This window comes from Cytobacillus sp. FSL W8-0315 (assembly GCF_038002905.1).
Taxonomy (GTDB): Bacteria; Bacillota; Bacilli; order Bacillales; family Cytobacillaceae; genus Cytobacillus; species Cytobacillus pseudoceanisediminis.
Window position 1 is genome coordinate 1,047,244 of sequence record NZ_JBBOOC010000001.1, and the last position, 15,036, is coordinate 1,062,279.

Below are 15,036 nucleotides of genomic sequence, written 5' to 3' on the forward strand. Positions count from 1 at the left end.
TTCATGAGATCAGGGAGGAGTGCTGAAAATGAATGAATGGTTGGATAAGTATCTGAAAGCGTTAAATTTAACAGACAGCATGAACCAGGCTAAAGGGTTCTGCCGGTTAGGCTACACGGAAGAAGAATGGCGGGCCATTGATGTATTTGTTTCCATTGCAGAGGATATGGGGTTGAAGGTTCGAAGAGATGAAGCGGGGAATGCTATTGCCCGCTGGGAAGCTGAAGATTCCTCACCTGCTGTTGCCACAGGTTCTCATGTGGATACGGTCAAAGGCGGAGGTGGCTATGATGGTGTGGCCGGTGTCCTCTGCGGTCTGGCTGCCGTAAAGAAATTGAAAGAAGAAGGATTCGAACCTGCTTCACCCATTGAAGTCATTTGTTTTGCATCGGAGGAATCATCCCGTTTTGGCGTATCAACCATTGGCAGCAAGGCTATGAGCGGCCTGCTTAATAAGAGCGAAGTGGAAGATGTAACGGATGAGGATGGCATCACCATCCGTCAGGCAGTCGAGGGCATGGGTTTGTCGTGGGAAGCTATTGAAAAGGCTGAACGGCCGGAGTCAGCTCTAAAAAGTTTTATTGAGCTTCACATAGAGCAGGGGACCAGAATTGAAGATGCCGGTGCAGACTTTGGAGCAGTGACGGCAGTTGCCTGCCCAATCCGTTTAAAGGTAATCATCAATGGACAGATGGGGCACACAGGAACGACGCCGATGGGCAAACGAAAGGATGCCTTTGTAGCGGCTGCACCTCTCGTTTCATTCATATCAGAGACAGCTCTTTCTTTATCGGCTTCCAATGCGGTGCCGATTGTAGCGACAGCAAGCACCTTTGAACTAAAGCCGAACGCCATGAATGTGATTCCCGGAACGGTTGAGCTTGGAGTCGATATCCGCAGTGTGGAAGATTCGCTGAAAAAAGAAATGGAGGAGCTCATCCGAGAAAAATGTCTTCAGCTTTCTGAATCTTTTGGTGTTAAAATAGAAGTAAAAACGCTTGTTCATAATCCATCCGTTCAGCTGGATGAGGCAGTGATGCGGAAATTACAGCAATCAGGTGAAACTTTAGGATACAAAGCCTTGGTGCTTGAAAGCGGTGCTGGCCATGATGTCATGAATATGGCGGCCAAATGGCCTTCAGGGCTTTTATTCATTCCCTGCAAAAATGGGCTCAGCCACCATCCTGAGGAGTTTGCCTCTATTGAAGATCTGAGAATGGGAACAGAGATTATCGCTCAATATTTAAAAAATGAAACAAGCATATAAAGAAGAAGCAGGTGGAAAAGAATGAAGATTCGCGTTGGGGTAGTGGGGCCGGGAGACTCCGTTGGACACATTCTTGCCTTATCGCGTGAATACAGCGAGCTTGAGATGATTCCATACATTTATAAGGAAACAAAAGAAACGGAAAAAATTATCAGGGAACATAAAACGGAAATCGATTTATGGTTTTTCTCCGGACAGGCTCCTTATTATTACGCGCGTTCAAAAGGGCTGATCGGAGAAGAAAACGCGCATTATCCCCCACTATATGGCTCCAGCCTTCTGGGAACACTCCTTGAAGCGCATATCAGGGAAGGCGGATTTCAGCAGGCAAGCCTGGACACCATTCAGGAATCGGAGCTTGATATACTAAAGAATACATACTTTTTAGGGGACTTAAACATCCATACTTTTTCCTACAATGAATACGAGCCGGCAGAGGAAATAATCCGTTTTCATAAGAAGCTTTTTGAGGAAGGGAAGACGGAGGTCGCATTGACTTGTGTCCAGGAGGTACATGACCGGCTGAGGGAACAGGGAATCCCATGCTACCGGGTGGTCCCTTCCCCTGTCGCCATTAAACTTGTACTCCGCTACCTAAGGGAAAGAGGCCAGTCCAATTGGTATAAGCGCTCCCAGATAGCGATTATGGGAATGGAAGTCGTTCACTCTGCAAGCTCACTGGAAGAGCAGCATTTCACCTATGAAATGAAGCGGCATGAGCTGGAAATCAAGCAGGTCATGCTTGATTATGCGGAAAAAGTCCAAGGCTCCTTTGTGCAGATCGGGGATGGTCTATTCTTTATTTATACAACCCGGGGCGAAATGGAAATGCATTTTCAGGAAGCCTCCATGTACTCTCTAATAGAAGAAGCGAAAATCCACAGCAAGCTGAAGGTGAGAATCGGTGTCGGCTACGGGCTGACAGCATATGATGCAGAGCAAAATGTCCGGCTCGCCCTCCAATATGCCCGGGATCAGAAAGCTTCGCCTGTGGTTAGTGTCGATGAAACCAAACAAATTAAGGAACACCTTTCTGAATGCGGCGAAGAGGCGGTCTCCTACCAGCACCGCATTTGGGGAGAGGAATGGGAAGAACGCTTTAAGGGCGCCAAAATCAATCCGGCAATCGTATCCAAAATCGAATACCTATCAAGGCACTATCAAAAAAATATTGTCACTGCGCAGGAAGTCTCAAGATGGCTGAAAAACACAGAACGCAATTCGAGGAGGATTATGGCGGAGCTCGAACGGCTGGGGCTTGCCAAAGTGACGGGTGAAGAACAGCCTGGGCAGCGCGGGCGGCCGCGGAAGGTTTATGAGTTGAAGCTATAAAATGGATAAAAGGGTTTGTTTTAAGGAGGAGGCTTAGGCTTTCTTCTTTTTTTGTAAAGTCAATAACGGCAGAGCTATAAATTGGAATTGGATTGCCGTTATATATAAGAAAATGGAAACGTGTCGTGTTTAAAGTCCTAATTTCCTGAAAATTCGACTTTTAATTAGTAAGTTAAAGGGCTTATGTGATATAGTTAACTTATTACTAGGTCATAATAGTTAGTTATAAATTCTGGAATGGCAAACCATTTGTAATGGAGGTCTAAACTTGTTAACAAATCATCTCGATTTTCGTCTGGAGCCTAAGGTAAGGGAATTGTATGAAGAGCATAAGAAACGTGCTGAAAAAATAGACTGGGGATATCACGAGTTTCTCCCATGGGATAAAGCGCAGGATTTCCGCCGTGTTCCCTGGGATGAGAGTCAGGTGACACTCCCGGAGTCCGTCATTACCGCTGTGGAGACAGCACTATTAACAGAAGTGAATCTCCCATGGTTCACCTCTTATTTGGACCAGACATTTAGAGGTTCATTGAGTGTCATTAAGGAATTTGTGCATACATGGACAGCGGAAGAGGATCAGCACTCCAATCTGCTAGAAACCTATTTGTTAATCACTCGTAATGTCCATCCGGGCAGGCTTCACCAGCTACATAAGCAAACAGTGGAAAATGGATGGAATCCTGATTTCCATACGCCATTTGAAACGATGGTTTATACCTCCATGCAGGAGCTGGCCACCATGGTGTTTTACTATAATGTGGCGAAGGTGGCAGGGCCTCATGATAAGGATTTATCCAGCTTGCTGAGGCGATTGGCTAAAGATGAGACCCTTCATTATGCTTTTTACAGGGACGTTATTAAATATCACCTGCAATTGGAACCTAATTATTGCTACTATCTGGGGAACGTCATCATGAACTTTAAAATGCCAGGTGCTGTCATGCCGGACTTTGAAGATCGGATGGCTATCATCGCAAAAGAGGCCAATTATGGCCCGCTTGAATATTTTGATCAGGTCCTGGATGTCATTATAGAGTATTGGGAAATTGAAAAGCTGAGGCCGATTGCACCTGAAGCAGAGAAAGCAAGACTTGATATCCTAAACTATCATGCTCGCTTAAAAAGGGTGAGGGATCGGTTTTACAGCAAGAAATAATTTGTAGAACCGGCGGGGCTGGTTCTTTTTTTGTTTGAAAAGAACCGAATTGTGAACGCTACAAATTGAGTTTTCCAATCTGCAAATAGAAGGAAAGTCTTGCAAATAAAGTATTCAATTCTGCAAATAGAATAACAGTCTTGCAAATAGAGAGCAAAAACCTGCAAATAGTACCCTATTTCCAATAAAAAGCTCCTCACCGATAGTTTTGCATTCCTATGAATCGGGAAATTACCTCAATAAAACAACCTGGAGGTAATCATTATGCTGCAATTCATAGAATCCCGCTCTCCCTCTACAATTGCCCTCGCTTTCAATGGGAATGCGACCAAGGAAGATGCTGAAAAACTGGATCAATACGTGAGAGAAAATTTTAAAGGTGACCAGAAATTCAATATTCTAGCCATCATGACGGATGTAGACGGAACAACCTTCCAAGGAGCAGCGGAAGGAATAGAATTTGATATAAAAAGATGGAAACAGTTTAATAAATTCGCTGTTGTCAGTGACAAAGACTGGATAGGAACTGTTTCCCAAGCTTACAAACTACCTGCCTGGCATTAAAGTTGAATACTTTGAAGGCCATCAGCTTGAGGAAGCCTGGACTTGGATTAAGGAGTGAGAGGTTATCCATACATTTGATGGATTCCCTTTGCAATCCGGAAATGGAATAAGGAAATGTTAAAAGGGCCGGTTTCCAGTGAGCCGGCCTTTTGTGTGCATCCAAAGACAATTAGTGCACGAGACTCTATCGTTCATGCACCTTCAGTTTCTTGGCCTTTTTTACAACCGTCGATTGGTCAATCTTTAAGGCTTCGGCCACTCTTCTGGTGGTTTTATACTTTTGGAAAGCGGTTAATAGCATGTTCCTTTCTAATTGATCCACCGCTTCTTTCAGGGGGGTGAATTCTTCGCTTTGGGTGTTGGGACTTGAGGCTTCGGTCATTTCGAGGATTTTTTCGGCTTCGATCGTATCCCCTATTGTGTTAATGACCAGTCTTTCAATCATATTTTGCAGTTCTCTTATATTTCCGGGGTAGTTGTAATCATATAGCGCCCTGATGGCTTCTTCGGAGAAGGTCTTTTTCATCTTATATTTATTATTCATGCTGTCAAGAAACATTTTGGCGAGGAAAAGCAGGTCTTCCTTACGCTCTCTTAGTGAAGGGATCGTAATGGGCACAACGTTCAGCCTGTAAAAGAGGTCCTCGCGGAATTGGCCGGCCCTCACCAGCTCCTTAATATCCTTATTGGTGGCTGCAATGATTCTGCAGTCTACTTTAAAAGATGCCGTTCCCCCGATTCTTCTTACAGTACGATCATCCAGAACATGCAGAAGCTTCACCTGCAGGCTCACAGGCATGTCTCCGATTTCATCCAGGAAAATGGTGCCGCTGCCGGCAGTTTCAAACAGCCCTTTTTTTCCATCCTTTAGTGCACCTGTGAACGCCCCCTTTTCATAACCGAAAAGCTCTGATTCGAGCAGGTTTTCAGGTATGGCCCCGCAATTGATGGAAATAAAGGGCCGGTCCTTGCGATTGCTGACAGAATGAATCATATCGGCCATATACCCTTTTCCGACACCGGTTTCTCCCAATAATAAAACGGTTGCTTCCATATTGGCGATATGATGAACCAATTCAATGATTTTTTTCATATCCGGACTTTCAGAGGCCACTTTGCCCCTTTCCAGCTGAGTTCTTTTCATTAATTCCTGTTTCATCCACTCATGCTCTGCCTGAAGTCTTTTAAGGTCAGAGGCCAGCTTATCCGTTTCGGTAATATCCTTTGAGATGTTAATAATTTTCTCAATCTTTTTTTCCCTATTAAAAATGGGAGTGCCGGTTACCAGGACCGTTTTATTGGCAGCTGTTTTCTGTATAATGGTGACCCTTCTTTTCTTGCGGATCACTTCGCAGGTGACTGAAATGCTGAAAAAACCTTGTTCTTCAAGTATAAAGGCATTTTTTCCAACCAGTTCAGATTCTGGTACACCGAAAATTTTCTCACAGGATTTGCTGATTCTGGTAAATACCCCTTCACCGTTTGTAATGGTGATTGCGCTATGGGTTGTATCCAAAATGAAGTTTAAATCCTCAAAGGCTTGCTTATATGTTTCCAGCTGATTATTCTCCATAAAAACCCCCACTTATTCGCTTGATGATTAAATTCATCAGATTTTGATGATATTTTTCATCACCAACAAAAGGACAGACCAATAAATACAGTGAAAATCAATGGATTAAAGTTGGCATGCTTCTTGCAACCTAGATTTAAATAACCATTTTTAATTTTCTAAAAATTATACCATTGACAACATGAGCAATGCCAGGGGTAAAAAACATTTTAATAGAAAGGGGGAGTTTGGTTGGAGATCAATCTCAGCCGGCTGATGAACGATTTTGAAAACATAGTAGGTTTTACCAGTACGCCGGGCAATGGCTGTACGAGATTCTCGTACAGTAAAGAGGATCAGAGAGTCAGAGAATATCTTTTTGCCCGGATGGAGGAGCTGGGGATGGACGTAAAGGTTGATGCCATCGGAAATATTAGGGCTACATACGGAAAAGAACTGAATAGGCCTTCCATTATGATTGGTTCTCATCACGATACTGTGAAAAATGGAGGGAAATACGACGGGTTAACGGGTGTATTAGCTGCACTGGAAATTATAAGAGTATTAAAAGAAGAGAAGGCAGAATTGCAGCAGCCAATTGAATTGGTAAGCTTCGCAGAAGAAGAAGGCTCCAATTTTGGCATAACCATGCTTGGCAGTAAAGTGTTTGCCGGAAAATATAGTTTGGAAGAATTAAAGACAATTAAGAATGCAAAGGGAAAGTCTGTTTACGAAACAGCTAAAGATTTTGGGCTTGAAATTAATCAAGCAGAAAGAGATATTCTCCAAAGAGGAGAAATAGACGCCATGATTGAGCTGCATATCGAACAGGGACAGATACTTGAAAGCCAGCAAAAATCAATTGGAATTGTCCAGGCTATTGCCGGTATGAGAACGTATAAGGTGACAATTGAGGGAGATTCGAATCATGCAGGGACCACTCCAATGGATTTAAGATCAGATCCAATGGCTGGTGCAGCTGAAATCATCTCCCAAATTCGAAAAACTGCTAAAAATGATGTATTACAGTCAACAGTGGCAACAGTCGGGAAAATAGAGTGCAGGCCAAATATTCCAAACGTGATTCCTCAGGAAGTCGAATTCTATGTGGACATCAGAGATGTTGAAGCTAAAGGAGTAGAAATTGTTTCCGGGAAGCTTGCTCAAAAGGTTAAAGAGGTATCTGATGAGCACTCGTTAAAATGCACAATCGAGCTGGTTGGCGAATCCAGAACAGTTAAGCTTTCATCCCGGCTTATTGAAAAGATTGAGGAAACGGCAATCGAGAAGAGATTTGATTATTTAAAGCTGAATAGCGGTGCTGTACATGATACAGCAATGTTAAGCGGATTGACTGATATAGGTATGATTTTTATTCCGAGCAAGGGAGGAAAAAGCCATTGCCCTGAGGAGTATACAAGTGAAATAGACCTTAAGGCAGGCTGTGATTTATTGCTGAATGTCGTGAGAAAGCTGGCATGCAAAAAAACGGAAAAGCAGAAGATCTAAAATACCTGCTTTTCTCTCTTTTTTACATTTTTCATTTTACAGATAATTTTTAATATTAAATATTTTATAGGAGATGAAGAAAATGACAGAAAAGCTATTTGAAAGATTACAAGAGATTTATCCGGAGATGGTGAGTTTTAGAAGGGATCTTCACATGTATCCGGAGCTTTCCCATCATGAGGTGAATACGCCTGAGAAAGTGGCATGCTTTCTTGAAAATTTGGGATTGGAAGTGAAAAGGAACGTTGGCGGAAGAGGGGTAACAGGATTATTGAAGGGCGGTAAGCCTGGGAAGACGGTTGCATTGCGTGCGGATTTTGATGCTCTTCCGATTCAGGAAGAAAATGAAGTGGAATACAAATCCCGAATCCCGGGAGTTATGCATGCTTGCGGACATGATATTCATACCGCAGCTCTCCTGGGCGTGGCCAAAACATTATCCGAAGTGAAAGATCAGCTGAAAGGAAATGTCCTGTTTATTCATCAATTTGCTGAAGAAGTGATTCCAGGCGGGGCGAAGTCAATGATTGAAGATGGATGTCTTGATGGCGCAGACGTCATCTATGGTGCCCATGTCTGGTCCACCAATCGGACAGGCACGATCGGCGTAAGGGAAGGCGATGCCATGGCAGCGGGAGATACCTTTGAGATTAATATATTTGGAAAGGGCGGACATGCTGCGACGCCGCATTTGACCGTTGATCCAATTGCAGCAGGATGCCAGCTCATTTCAAATCTTCAGCAGGTTGTGGCAAGGAAGGTGGATCCTGTGAAAACAGCAGTCGTGTCTGTAGCAGCTTTTAACAGCGGTAACGGATTTAATGTCATTCCAGACAAAGCCAGGATTACCGGAACAGTCCGGACGTTTGATGAAGATGTCCGCAGCATGATTGAAAGCTTGATAGGGGAAATTGCCCACTCGACCTGTAAGGCTTTAGGGGCAACCGCCAAGTATGAATATGTCAGAGGCTATCCGGCTGTAAAAAATCATCCCGATGAAACAAAAAGGGTTGAAAGGCTGGCCGGAAAGATTGTGGGCGAAGAAAATGTCATTCACATGCCGGCGCAAATGGGCATGGAGGATTTTGCGTATTATCTGCAAAAGGTTCCCGGAACCTTCTTCTTTGTTGGAGGAAATTCAGAAGAGATTGAGGAATTTCCCCATCACCATCCGCGCTTTGATGTGGATGAACGTTCCATGATTGATATTGGGAAAGTGCTTATTTCCGCAGTGTTCGATTATCTGTCTGATGAAGGCGCTGCTGAACGCAAGCCTGCTGAAGTTCAGTCTAATTAAAAAAATAGGAGGTCATAGATATGGATGAGGTTTTAAGGTTTGCCAATAGCACTCCGGTATGGATTTTTGCCAGCATAGTTGTAGCTATCGTCATTTTTCAGGCTCTGATTTTCATCCGGATCGCTTCCCAGACAGCCCCAAACATCGGTATGACAAAGGATGAAACAAAAAGGGCCTTGAGAACAGGCTTTATCAGCAGTTTAGGACCTTCTTTCGGAATTGCAGTGGTCATTATCTCCCTTATTGCCGTCCTTGGTGGACCGTTCACATTGATGAGGATAGGAATCATAGGCTCAGCTGCAACTGAATTGACCGCAGCTGGTATTGGGGCTAATGCATATGGTGTAGAGCTGAATTCCCCTGATTTTGGTTTGAAGGCATTTACGACTGTTGTTTGGACCATGTGCCTTGGGGGAACGGGCTGGCTGATTTTTACTGCTCTCGCGACAAAATCACTGGGGAAAGTGGAAAAGAAAATTGTCAGCAAAAATGCCAAAATGATGACCATCGTGTCGACAGCTGCAATGCTTGGAGCATTTGCTTACCTTGCCAGTCAGCAAATGGTGAAGGGGTATAGTGAGACGGTTGCTGCCATAGCAGCAGGCGTATCGATGATGGTTATTCTTACATTTGCAAAAAAACGGGAAATCCGCTGGCTGCAGGAATGGGCGCTGGGCATTTCACTTGTCATCGCATTGACTATCAGCTATCTGACAACACTTATTTAAGAAAGGGGATGTATTATGTCAGTACCGACGAAAGCTGGAGTGACGGAAGCAAAGATTGAAGTAAGACAAACAACCATGAGCATGCAGGGATTCCATGGCAAGTCCGATTTTTGGGGGCAAACCACTCTTTGGATGCTGATTGTAATGTCTTTTGTGCCGCCGATCTATTTTTCATTCATACTGGGCTACCATCCAGGCTGGGGAGCCATTGCAGGGGGATTGATCGGATATGCAGCCTTTATCGGGATCATGTGGTTTCTTGAGCCCATAACTTATTATCCGGTGCTTGGGAAATCCGGAACCTATATTGCGTTTTTGACCGGTAATATCGCCAACATGTGTCTTCCGTGTTCAGCAGCCGCTCAGGAGTCAATTGGAGCAGAGCCCGGTACAAAAAAAGCGGAGGTTGCTGGTACGCTGGGGATTGCTGTCGCTTCCTTAACAAACATTGTCATTATCATCGCGGTTGTGTTAAGCGGTTCGTTTATCCTGACTATCATTCCGCAATCCGTCCAAAATGCCCTTCAATTCATTTTGCCTGCAATTTACGGAGGGGTTTTAGGGCAATTTGCCCTTAAAAAGCCTCTGTATGGATTGGTTGCTTTCGTAATCGGTATGGCTGTACTGTTTGCGCCGATTTTCAGCTTAATCAAAATCGTTCTTTGTGTGGCCATTACTATTGCTGTCGTTCTCTTTATTGAAAAATCAAAAAGCGGTGCGCCGGAGTAAGCTTTCACAGCTGTAACCCCCTTCGAATTAAGATTGGAGGGGGATTTCCTGAGTCAAATATGAATATAGGGGAGCGGTTATTGATATGGAGAGAGAACTTTGTTTTAATTCTGCGCGTAATCTTGCCAGGATGATTCAAGAACGGGATTTATCCGTCCGGGAAGTGATGGAAGCACACCTGGCACAAATTCAGCGGGTAAATCCAAAGGTAAATGCAATTGTGTCACTTAATGAGGAATTGGCGTTAAAGGAAGCAGACAAGGCGGATAAAATGCTTGATGCAGGTAAGCTATCCGGACCTTTCCATGGACTTCCGATCGCTATAAAGGATACTCACAATGCTGTTGGTTTTCCGGCAACAAGCGGATCCTTGATTTTCCGGGACCATTATCCAAGTGCGGATGATCTGATCGTTGAAAGGCTGCGGAAGGCAGGAGCCATTGTGGTCGGAAAAACAAACGTTCCTGAATTTGCAGCAGGCTCTCACACCTTCAATGAGCTGTTTGGCTCTACCAGAAACCCTTATGATCTAAGCAAAACAGCAGGCGGCAGCAGTGGAGGAGCAGCGGCTGCAGTGGCAAGCGGAATGATTCCTTTTGCGGATGGAAGTGATATGGGAGGATCCTTAAGAAATCCTGCCTGCTTTAACAATGTGGTTGGGCTGAGGCCTTCCCCAGGGCGTATTCCATTTTCCAGAACGGCGCTCTACTCGCCTCTGGCTGTGCAGGGCCCGATAACACGCAATGTAGATGACGCCTTTTTTATGCTCTCCGTAATTGCCGGACCTGATGGCCAGTCCCCCCTTGCCATTGAGGAGCCAGGTTTCAGGTTTCTTGAGGAAGCTCAGTCTGATATAAAGGGCCTGCGCATTGCTTATTCTGCTGATTTTGGAGGCCTTCTTCCAATCGATCCGGAGGTAAGAAGCAACCTTGAAGAACAGGTTAAAGTCTTTGAGAGACTAGGTTGCATAGTGGATGAAGGATGCCCGGATTTAAAGGAAGCAGACGAAGTTTTCCAAGTGCTCCGAGCATGGGAGTTCGAGCTTTCTTATTCCGAAATCTTTGACCGATTCCGGGAAATGATTAAACCGAGTGTCATCTGGAACATTGAAAAGGGCAGAAGCCTGAGCGGTCCGGATGTGGGACGCGCCGAGCGGCTCCGGGCGCTTTTATATAACCGTATGAGTGAATTCTTTAATCAATATGATGCTCTTATCCTTCCAGTTAGCCAGGTTACAGCATTTGACGTAAATATTGAATATCCAACAGAAATTGACGGAGTGAAAATGGAAAATTACATCGACTGGATGCGGTCCTGCTATTATATTTCCGCTGCAGGAAATCCATCTGTCTCCGTCCCAAGCGGATTTTCAGCAGAAGGCATTCCAATTGGCCTGCAAATCGTGGGACCACACAGAGCTGACTTTGAGGTCCTAAGAATCGGCCGTGCCTTCGAACAGGCTACAGGTTATGGGAAAAGACGTCCGCAAATTGCTATTGAACAGACGACATAAAGAGTCGGAGCTGCTTCCTCATGGGGAGCAGCTCTGTATATTTCCAGCAGTCGAAACCTGCTTTTTGCCAGTGTAGAAATAAATCTTTTCCTGGGAAATTAGTGGTGAAATTGTCGAATATAGATGGTATAAAATCTTAAAGGTTAGTTTCTTTTTTTTTTAAAATCCTTAGTTTTTTACTATGCTTGCAGTATGAAGTTGATTCCCCGCGGAGTGACCGATATAGAAGGCGCAGACCAAAATTGTGTGTAGAAAAAAGCCCTCTGGAGAAGAAAACTCCTTAAGCACAGAGTTGACAGGTTCCTATATTTCTGAAATAATTATAAACAATTAAATACTGGTACCTTTAAATCAGTCCCGTGAGGCTGACAAGGACAGCGGAAGTATGATGCCAATGGGTGAGGTGCAGCCTGCCCATGGGTTCTTCATGCAGGAAAAAGGCTTCTTGTCGGAAAACGGCGAGAAGCCTTTTTCTTTTTCCATCCACTACTATCGAAAATCCTTCGGTACCAGTCCAAAAAAATGAATGGAGGAATTGGTATGAAAAAAATAGATTTGGATTTTTCGTTAGAGGCGGTACCCCAGGGGCATCGCAACGGTTTTTGGAAAATGCTTGTGGTGATGCTCGGTCTGACCTTCTTCTCAGCCAGCATGTGGTCAGGCGGAACGCTTGGAACAGGATTAACGTTCATTCAATTTATAGGAATCGTTCTGGCAGGCAACTTGATTTTAGGTGCATATACAGGAGCCCTTGCTTATATTGCCGCAAAGACAGGCTTATCAACGCACCTGCTTACCCGCTATGCCTTCGGTGAAAAAGGATCTTACCTATCATCCTTTTTGCTGGCTGCGACTCAGGTTGGGTGGTTTGGCGTTGGGGTAGCGATGTTTGCGCTGCCGGTTCAGAAAGTAACGGGAATTGATGCGTATCTCCTGATTGCAGCAGCAGGTCTGCTGATGACAGGCACAGCCTTCTTCGGCATGAAGGCACTGGCAATCCTGAGCTTCGTAGCTGTCCCTTTAATCACTATTCTAGGAAGCTTCTCGGTTTTTAAAGCGACAGAAACAGCAGGCGGCCTGGAGGGGCTTATGCAATATCAGCCAACAGAGGCCATTAGTCTGGCAGCAGCTTTAACGATTTGCGTAGGTTCGTTTATCAGTGCAGGTACGCTGACTCCGGACTTCGCGCGATTCTCAAATACAAAACGTTCAGCAGTAGTATCAACAGTCATCGCCTTCTTCATCGGAAACTCTATCATGTTCCTCTTCGGTGCAATTGGTGCAATCGCAACAGGGCAATCTGATATTTCAGAAGTCATGTTCATTCAAAAGCTGATTTTCCCGGCGATACTGGTCCTTGGTTTAAATATCTGGACAACGAACGATAACGCTTTATATGCATCAGGCTTAGGGTTTGCGAGCATTTTGAAGATCCGAAAAGGAAAGGTTGTCATCTTCAACGGGATTATCGGAACGATTGCGGCCATGTGGCTGTACAACAACTTTGTCGGGTTCTTGACAATTCTGGGATCGACGCTGCCATCCATCGGGGCTATCATCTTAGCAGATTACTTTATCGTGAATCGCGGAGAGTATAAGAAGTTTGCAGATATGAAGTTTAAGGCTGTTAACTGGATCGCCATCCTAGCATGGGCAGCCGGCGTGGCCATTGCAAATTTTGTGCCGGGAATCCCGCCAATCAACTCGCTGTTAGGATCAGCCGTAACATTTGTCCTAGTATCAAAATTGGCTGCTGCTTTACAAGGTAAGAAGACAGTCAGGGAAGGGGAATTAAGAAGTGATTATTAAAAATGCGAAACTAAGAGGCCGTGAAGGCTTTTGGAATATAACGATTAAAGATGGAAAGATTCATAGCTTATCACAAGGGGAAGCGGAAGCGGGCCAGGAAATCCTTGATGCTGCAGGATCCCTGGCTTCGGCACCCTTCATCGAGCCCCATATTCATCTGGATACAACCCTGACAGCCGGAGAGCCCGAATGGAACCAGAGCGGAACGTTATTTGAAGGCATTCAAAGATGGGCACAAAGAAAAGAAACCCTCACACATGAAGATGTAAAAACAAGGGCAAAAACAGCATTGAAATGGCAGATCGCCCAGGGGATTCAGCATGTCCGCACCCATGTGGATGTAACAGATCCCACTCTGACTGCTTTAAAAGCCCTTTTAGAAGTTAAAGAAGAAATGTCTGACTATGTGGACCTCCAGCTTGTAGCCTTCCCGCAGGAGGGGATCAATTCTTATCCAAGCGGTGCGGAGCTCATGGAGGAAGCACTGAAAATGGGCGCAGATGTGGTAGGAGGCATTCCTCATTTCGAATTCACAAGAGAATACGGCGTTGCTTCTATGAAAACTGCCTTTGACCTTGCTGAAAAATATGACCGCCTTGTCGACATCCATTGCGATGAAATCGATGATGAGCAGTCGCGTTTTGTGGAAGTAGTGGCTGCGGAAGCCTATGAACGCGGATTGGGCAGCCGGGTAACAGCCAGCCATACAACGGCAATGGGCTCGTATAATGATGCTTATACCTACAAGCTGTTCAGACTGTTAAAGCTATCAAACATTAATTTTGTCGCCAACCCGCTCGTAAACATCCATCTTCAGGGGCGCTTTGATACGTATCCGAAGCGCAGAGGGATTACAAGAGTAAAAGAACTGCTTGAAGCAGGGCTTAACGTAAGCTTCGGCCATGACGACATCTTTGATCCATGGTATCCGCTTGGCACCGGCAATATGCTGCAGGTGCTCCACATGGGCATCCATGTGTCACAGCTGATGGGCTACGAACAAATTGTTAACTCCTTCGACCTGATTACAAATAATAGTGCCAAAACATTAAATATTGAAGAGAAATATGGAATTGAAGAGGGGAAACCGGCCAACCTGATCATTCTTGATGAGGAAAATGAGTATGAAGCGATCAGGCGTCAGGCGGCTGTCAAGTATTCCATAAGAAATGGAAAAGTAATTGCTGAAACGAAACCAAGCGAGACATCTGTGATGTTTGGGGAGATAAAAGAGAAAGTAAACTTTCATAAATGATAGCTAGAAGACTGGCTCAGGCTGACTGGGTCAGTCTTTTTATGTTGTGAGGGAAATGAATATATTTTTATATTAATAGTTTTCTTTTACTATTAAATGTAAAAAAAATTATTATAAAACACAGGAATTGAATGTAAACGTTTACAAATAGAGTAACAAAGGATAAATCCCGATACTATATATTTCGACTCTGAAAATATAGTAGAATATTTCGTTAATCTAAGATATACTAATTTTTATTAAAAATATGAAAAATCAAAATATATAAAATTTAGTCAGTCATCTTTTGCTATTGGAAATAGCGGCATCTGATTTTTCAGCT

The 15,036-nt window shown here is 44.3% G+C and carries 12 protein-coding genes; 11 read left to right on the top strand and 1 reads right to left on the bottom strand.

Translation table 11 applies throughout. The annotated features are described in order from the left end of the window. Positions 1–28: 28 nt before the first annotated feature. The 4 genes from MKY20_RS05530 (at position 29) to MKY20_RS05545 (ending at position 4,322) form a co-directional block, all read left to right on the top strand. Positions 29–1,267 carry a M20 family metallo-hydrolase gene (locus MKY20_RS05530; protein ID WP_251174270.1) on the top strand — a complete coding sequence of 413 codons (1,239 nt, stop codon included), beginning with the start codon at positions 29–31 and terminating at the stop codon, positions 1,265–1,267. A 21-nt stretch (positions 1,268–1,288) separates the two neighbouring features. Further along, positions 1,289–2,599, top strand: a complete 1,311-nt coding sequence (locus MKY20_RS05535; RefSeq protein WP_019380687.1) for a hypothetical protein — start codon at positions 1,289–1,291, stop codon at positions 2,597–2,599. Between the two features lie 268 nt (positions 2,600–2,867). Then, a complete protein-coding gene (locus tag MKY20_RS05540) occupies positions 2,868–3,758 on the top strand; it encodes an acyl-ACP desaturase (RefSeq protein WP_251174269.1) in 891 nt (296 codons plus the stop codon). A gap of 264 nt (positions 3,759–4,022) precedes the next feature. After that, positions 4,023–4,322 (top strand): SpoIIAA family protein, encoded by a 300-nt coding sequence (locus MKY20_RS05545; protein ID WP_251174268.1) that lies wholly within the window; start codon positions 4,023–4,025, stop codon positions 4,320–4,322. Between the two features lie 184 nt (positions 4,323–4,506). On the opposite strand, the gene MKY20_RS05550 is transcribed toward MKY20_RS05545, so the two are convergent. Further along, complete coding sequence (locus MKY20_RS05550; RefSeq protein WP_251174267.1) at positions 4,507–5,895, bottom strand: sigma-54 interaction domain-containing protein; 1,389 nt, start codon at positions 5,893–5,895, stop codon at positions 4,507–4,509. Positions 5,896–6,126: 231 nt separating this feature from the next. Between MKY20_RS05550 and MKY20_RS05555 the strand changes: the two genes are divergently transcribed. The 7 genes from MKY20_RS05555 (at position 6,127) to MKY20_RS05585 (ending at position 14,714) form a co-directional block, all read left to right on the top strand. Continuing rightward, on the top strand, positions 6,127–7,383 hold the full coding sequence (locus tag MKY20_RS05555; RefSeq protein WP_341000631.1) for a Zn-dependent hydrolase: 1,257 nt from the start codon (positions 6,127–6,129) through the stop codon (positions 7,381–7,383). Between the two features lie 82 nt (positions 7,384–7,465). Further along, entirely contained in the window at positions 7,466–8,680 is a 1,215-nt protein-coding gene (locus MKY20_RS05560; protein ID WP_251174265.1) for a M20 family metallopeptidase, read from the top strand. 20 nt (positions 8,681–8,700) lie between these two features. After that, entirely contained in the window at positions 8,701–9,408 is a 708-nt protein-coding gene (locus MKY20_RS05565) for a DUF5058 family protein (RefSeq protein ID WP_251174264.1), read from the top strand. A gap of 15 nt (positions 9,409–9,423) precedes the next feature. Continuing rightward, positions 9,424–10,137: a small-conductance mechanosensitive channel gene (locus MKY20_RS05570; RefSeq protein ID WP_251174263.1), complete on the top strand. Its 714-nt coding sequence runs from the start codon at positions 9,424–9,426 to the stop codon at positions 10,135–10,137. 85 nt (positions 10,138–10,222) lie between these two features. Next, positions 10,223–11,650, top strand: coding sequence for an amidase (locus MKY20_RS05575; RefSeq protein ID WP_251174262.1), 1,428 nt, complete (start codon positions 10,223–10,225; stop codon positions 11,648–11,650). 540 nt (positions 11,651–12,190) lie between these two features. Continuing rightward, positions 12,191–13,459, top strand: coding sequence for a cytosine permease (codB, locus tag MKY20_RS05580; RefSeq protein WP_009332129.1), 1,269 nt, complete (start codon positions 12,191–12,193; stop codon positions 13,457–13,459). Continuing rightward, on the top strand, positions 13,449–14,714 hold the full coding sequence (locus MKY20_RS05585; RefSeq protein WP_251174261.1) for a cytosine deaminase: 1,266 nt from the start codon (positions 13,449–13,451) through the stop codon (positions 14,712–14,714). The genes codB and MKY20_RS05585 overlap by 11 nt, the downstream gene beginning before the upstream one ends. Positions 14,715–15,036 lie beyond the last annotated feature (322 nt).

Excerpts from the sequence above, each read along its gene's own strand:
- MKY20_RS05560 (WP_251174265.1), top strand. The coding sequence starts at position 7,466 with ATGACAGAAAAGCTATTTGAAAGATTACAAGAGATTTATCCGGAGATG.
- MKY20_RS05545 (WP_251174268.1), top strand. The coding sequence starts at position 4,023 with ATGCTGCAATTCATAGAATCCCGCTCTCCCTCTACAATTGCCCTCGCT.
- MKY20_RS05530 (WP_251174270.1), top strand. The coding sequence starts at position 29 with ATGAATGAATGGTTGGATAAGTATCTGAAAGCGTTAAATTTAACAGAC.
- MKY20_RS05535 (WP_019380687.1), top strand. The coding sequence starts at position 1,289 with ATGAAGATTCGCGTTGGGGTAGTGGGGCCGGGAGACTCCGTTGGACAC.
- codB (WP_009332129.1), top strand. The coding sequence starts at position 12,191 with ATGAAAAAAATAGATTTGGATTTTTCGTTAGAGGCGGTACCCCAGGGG.
- MKY20_RS05550 (WP_251174267.1), bottom strand. The coding sequence starts at position 5,895 with ATGGAGAATAATCAGCTGGAAACATATAAGCAAGCCTTTGAGGATTTA.
- MKY20_RS05565 (WP_251174264.1), top strand. The coding sequence starts at position 8,701 with ATGGATGAGGTTTTAAGGTTTGCCAATAGCACTCCGGTATGGATTTTT.
- MKY20_RS05575 (WP_251174262.1), top strand. The coding sequence starts at position 10,223 with ATGGAGAGAGAACTTTGTTTTAATTCTGCGCGTAATCTTGCCAGGATG.
- MKY20_RS05570 (WP_251174263.1), top strand. The coding sequence starts at position 9,424 with ATGTCAGTACCGACGAAAGCTGGAGTGACGGAAGCAAAGATTGAAGTA.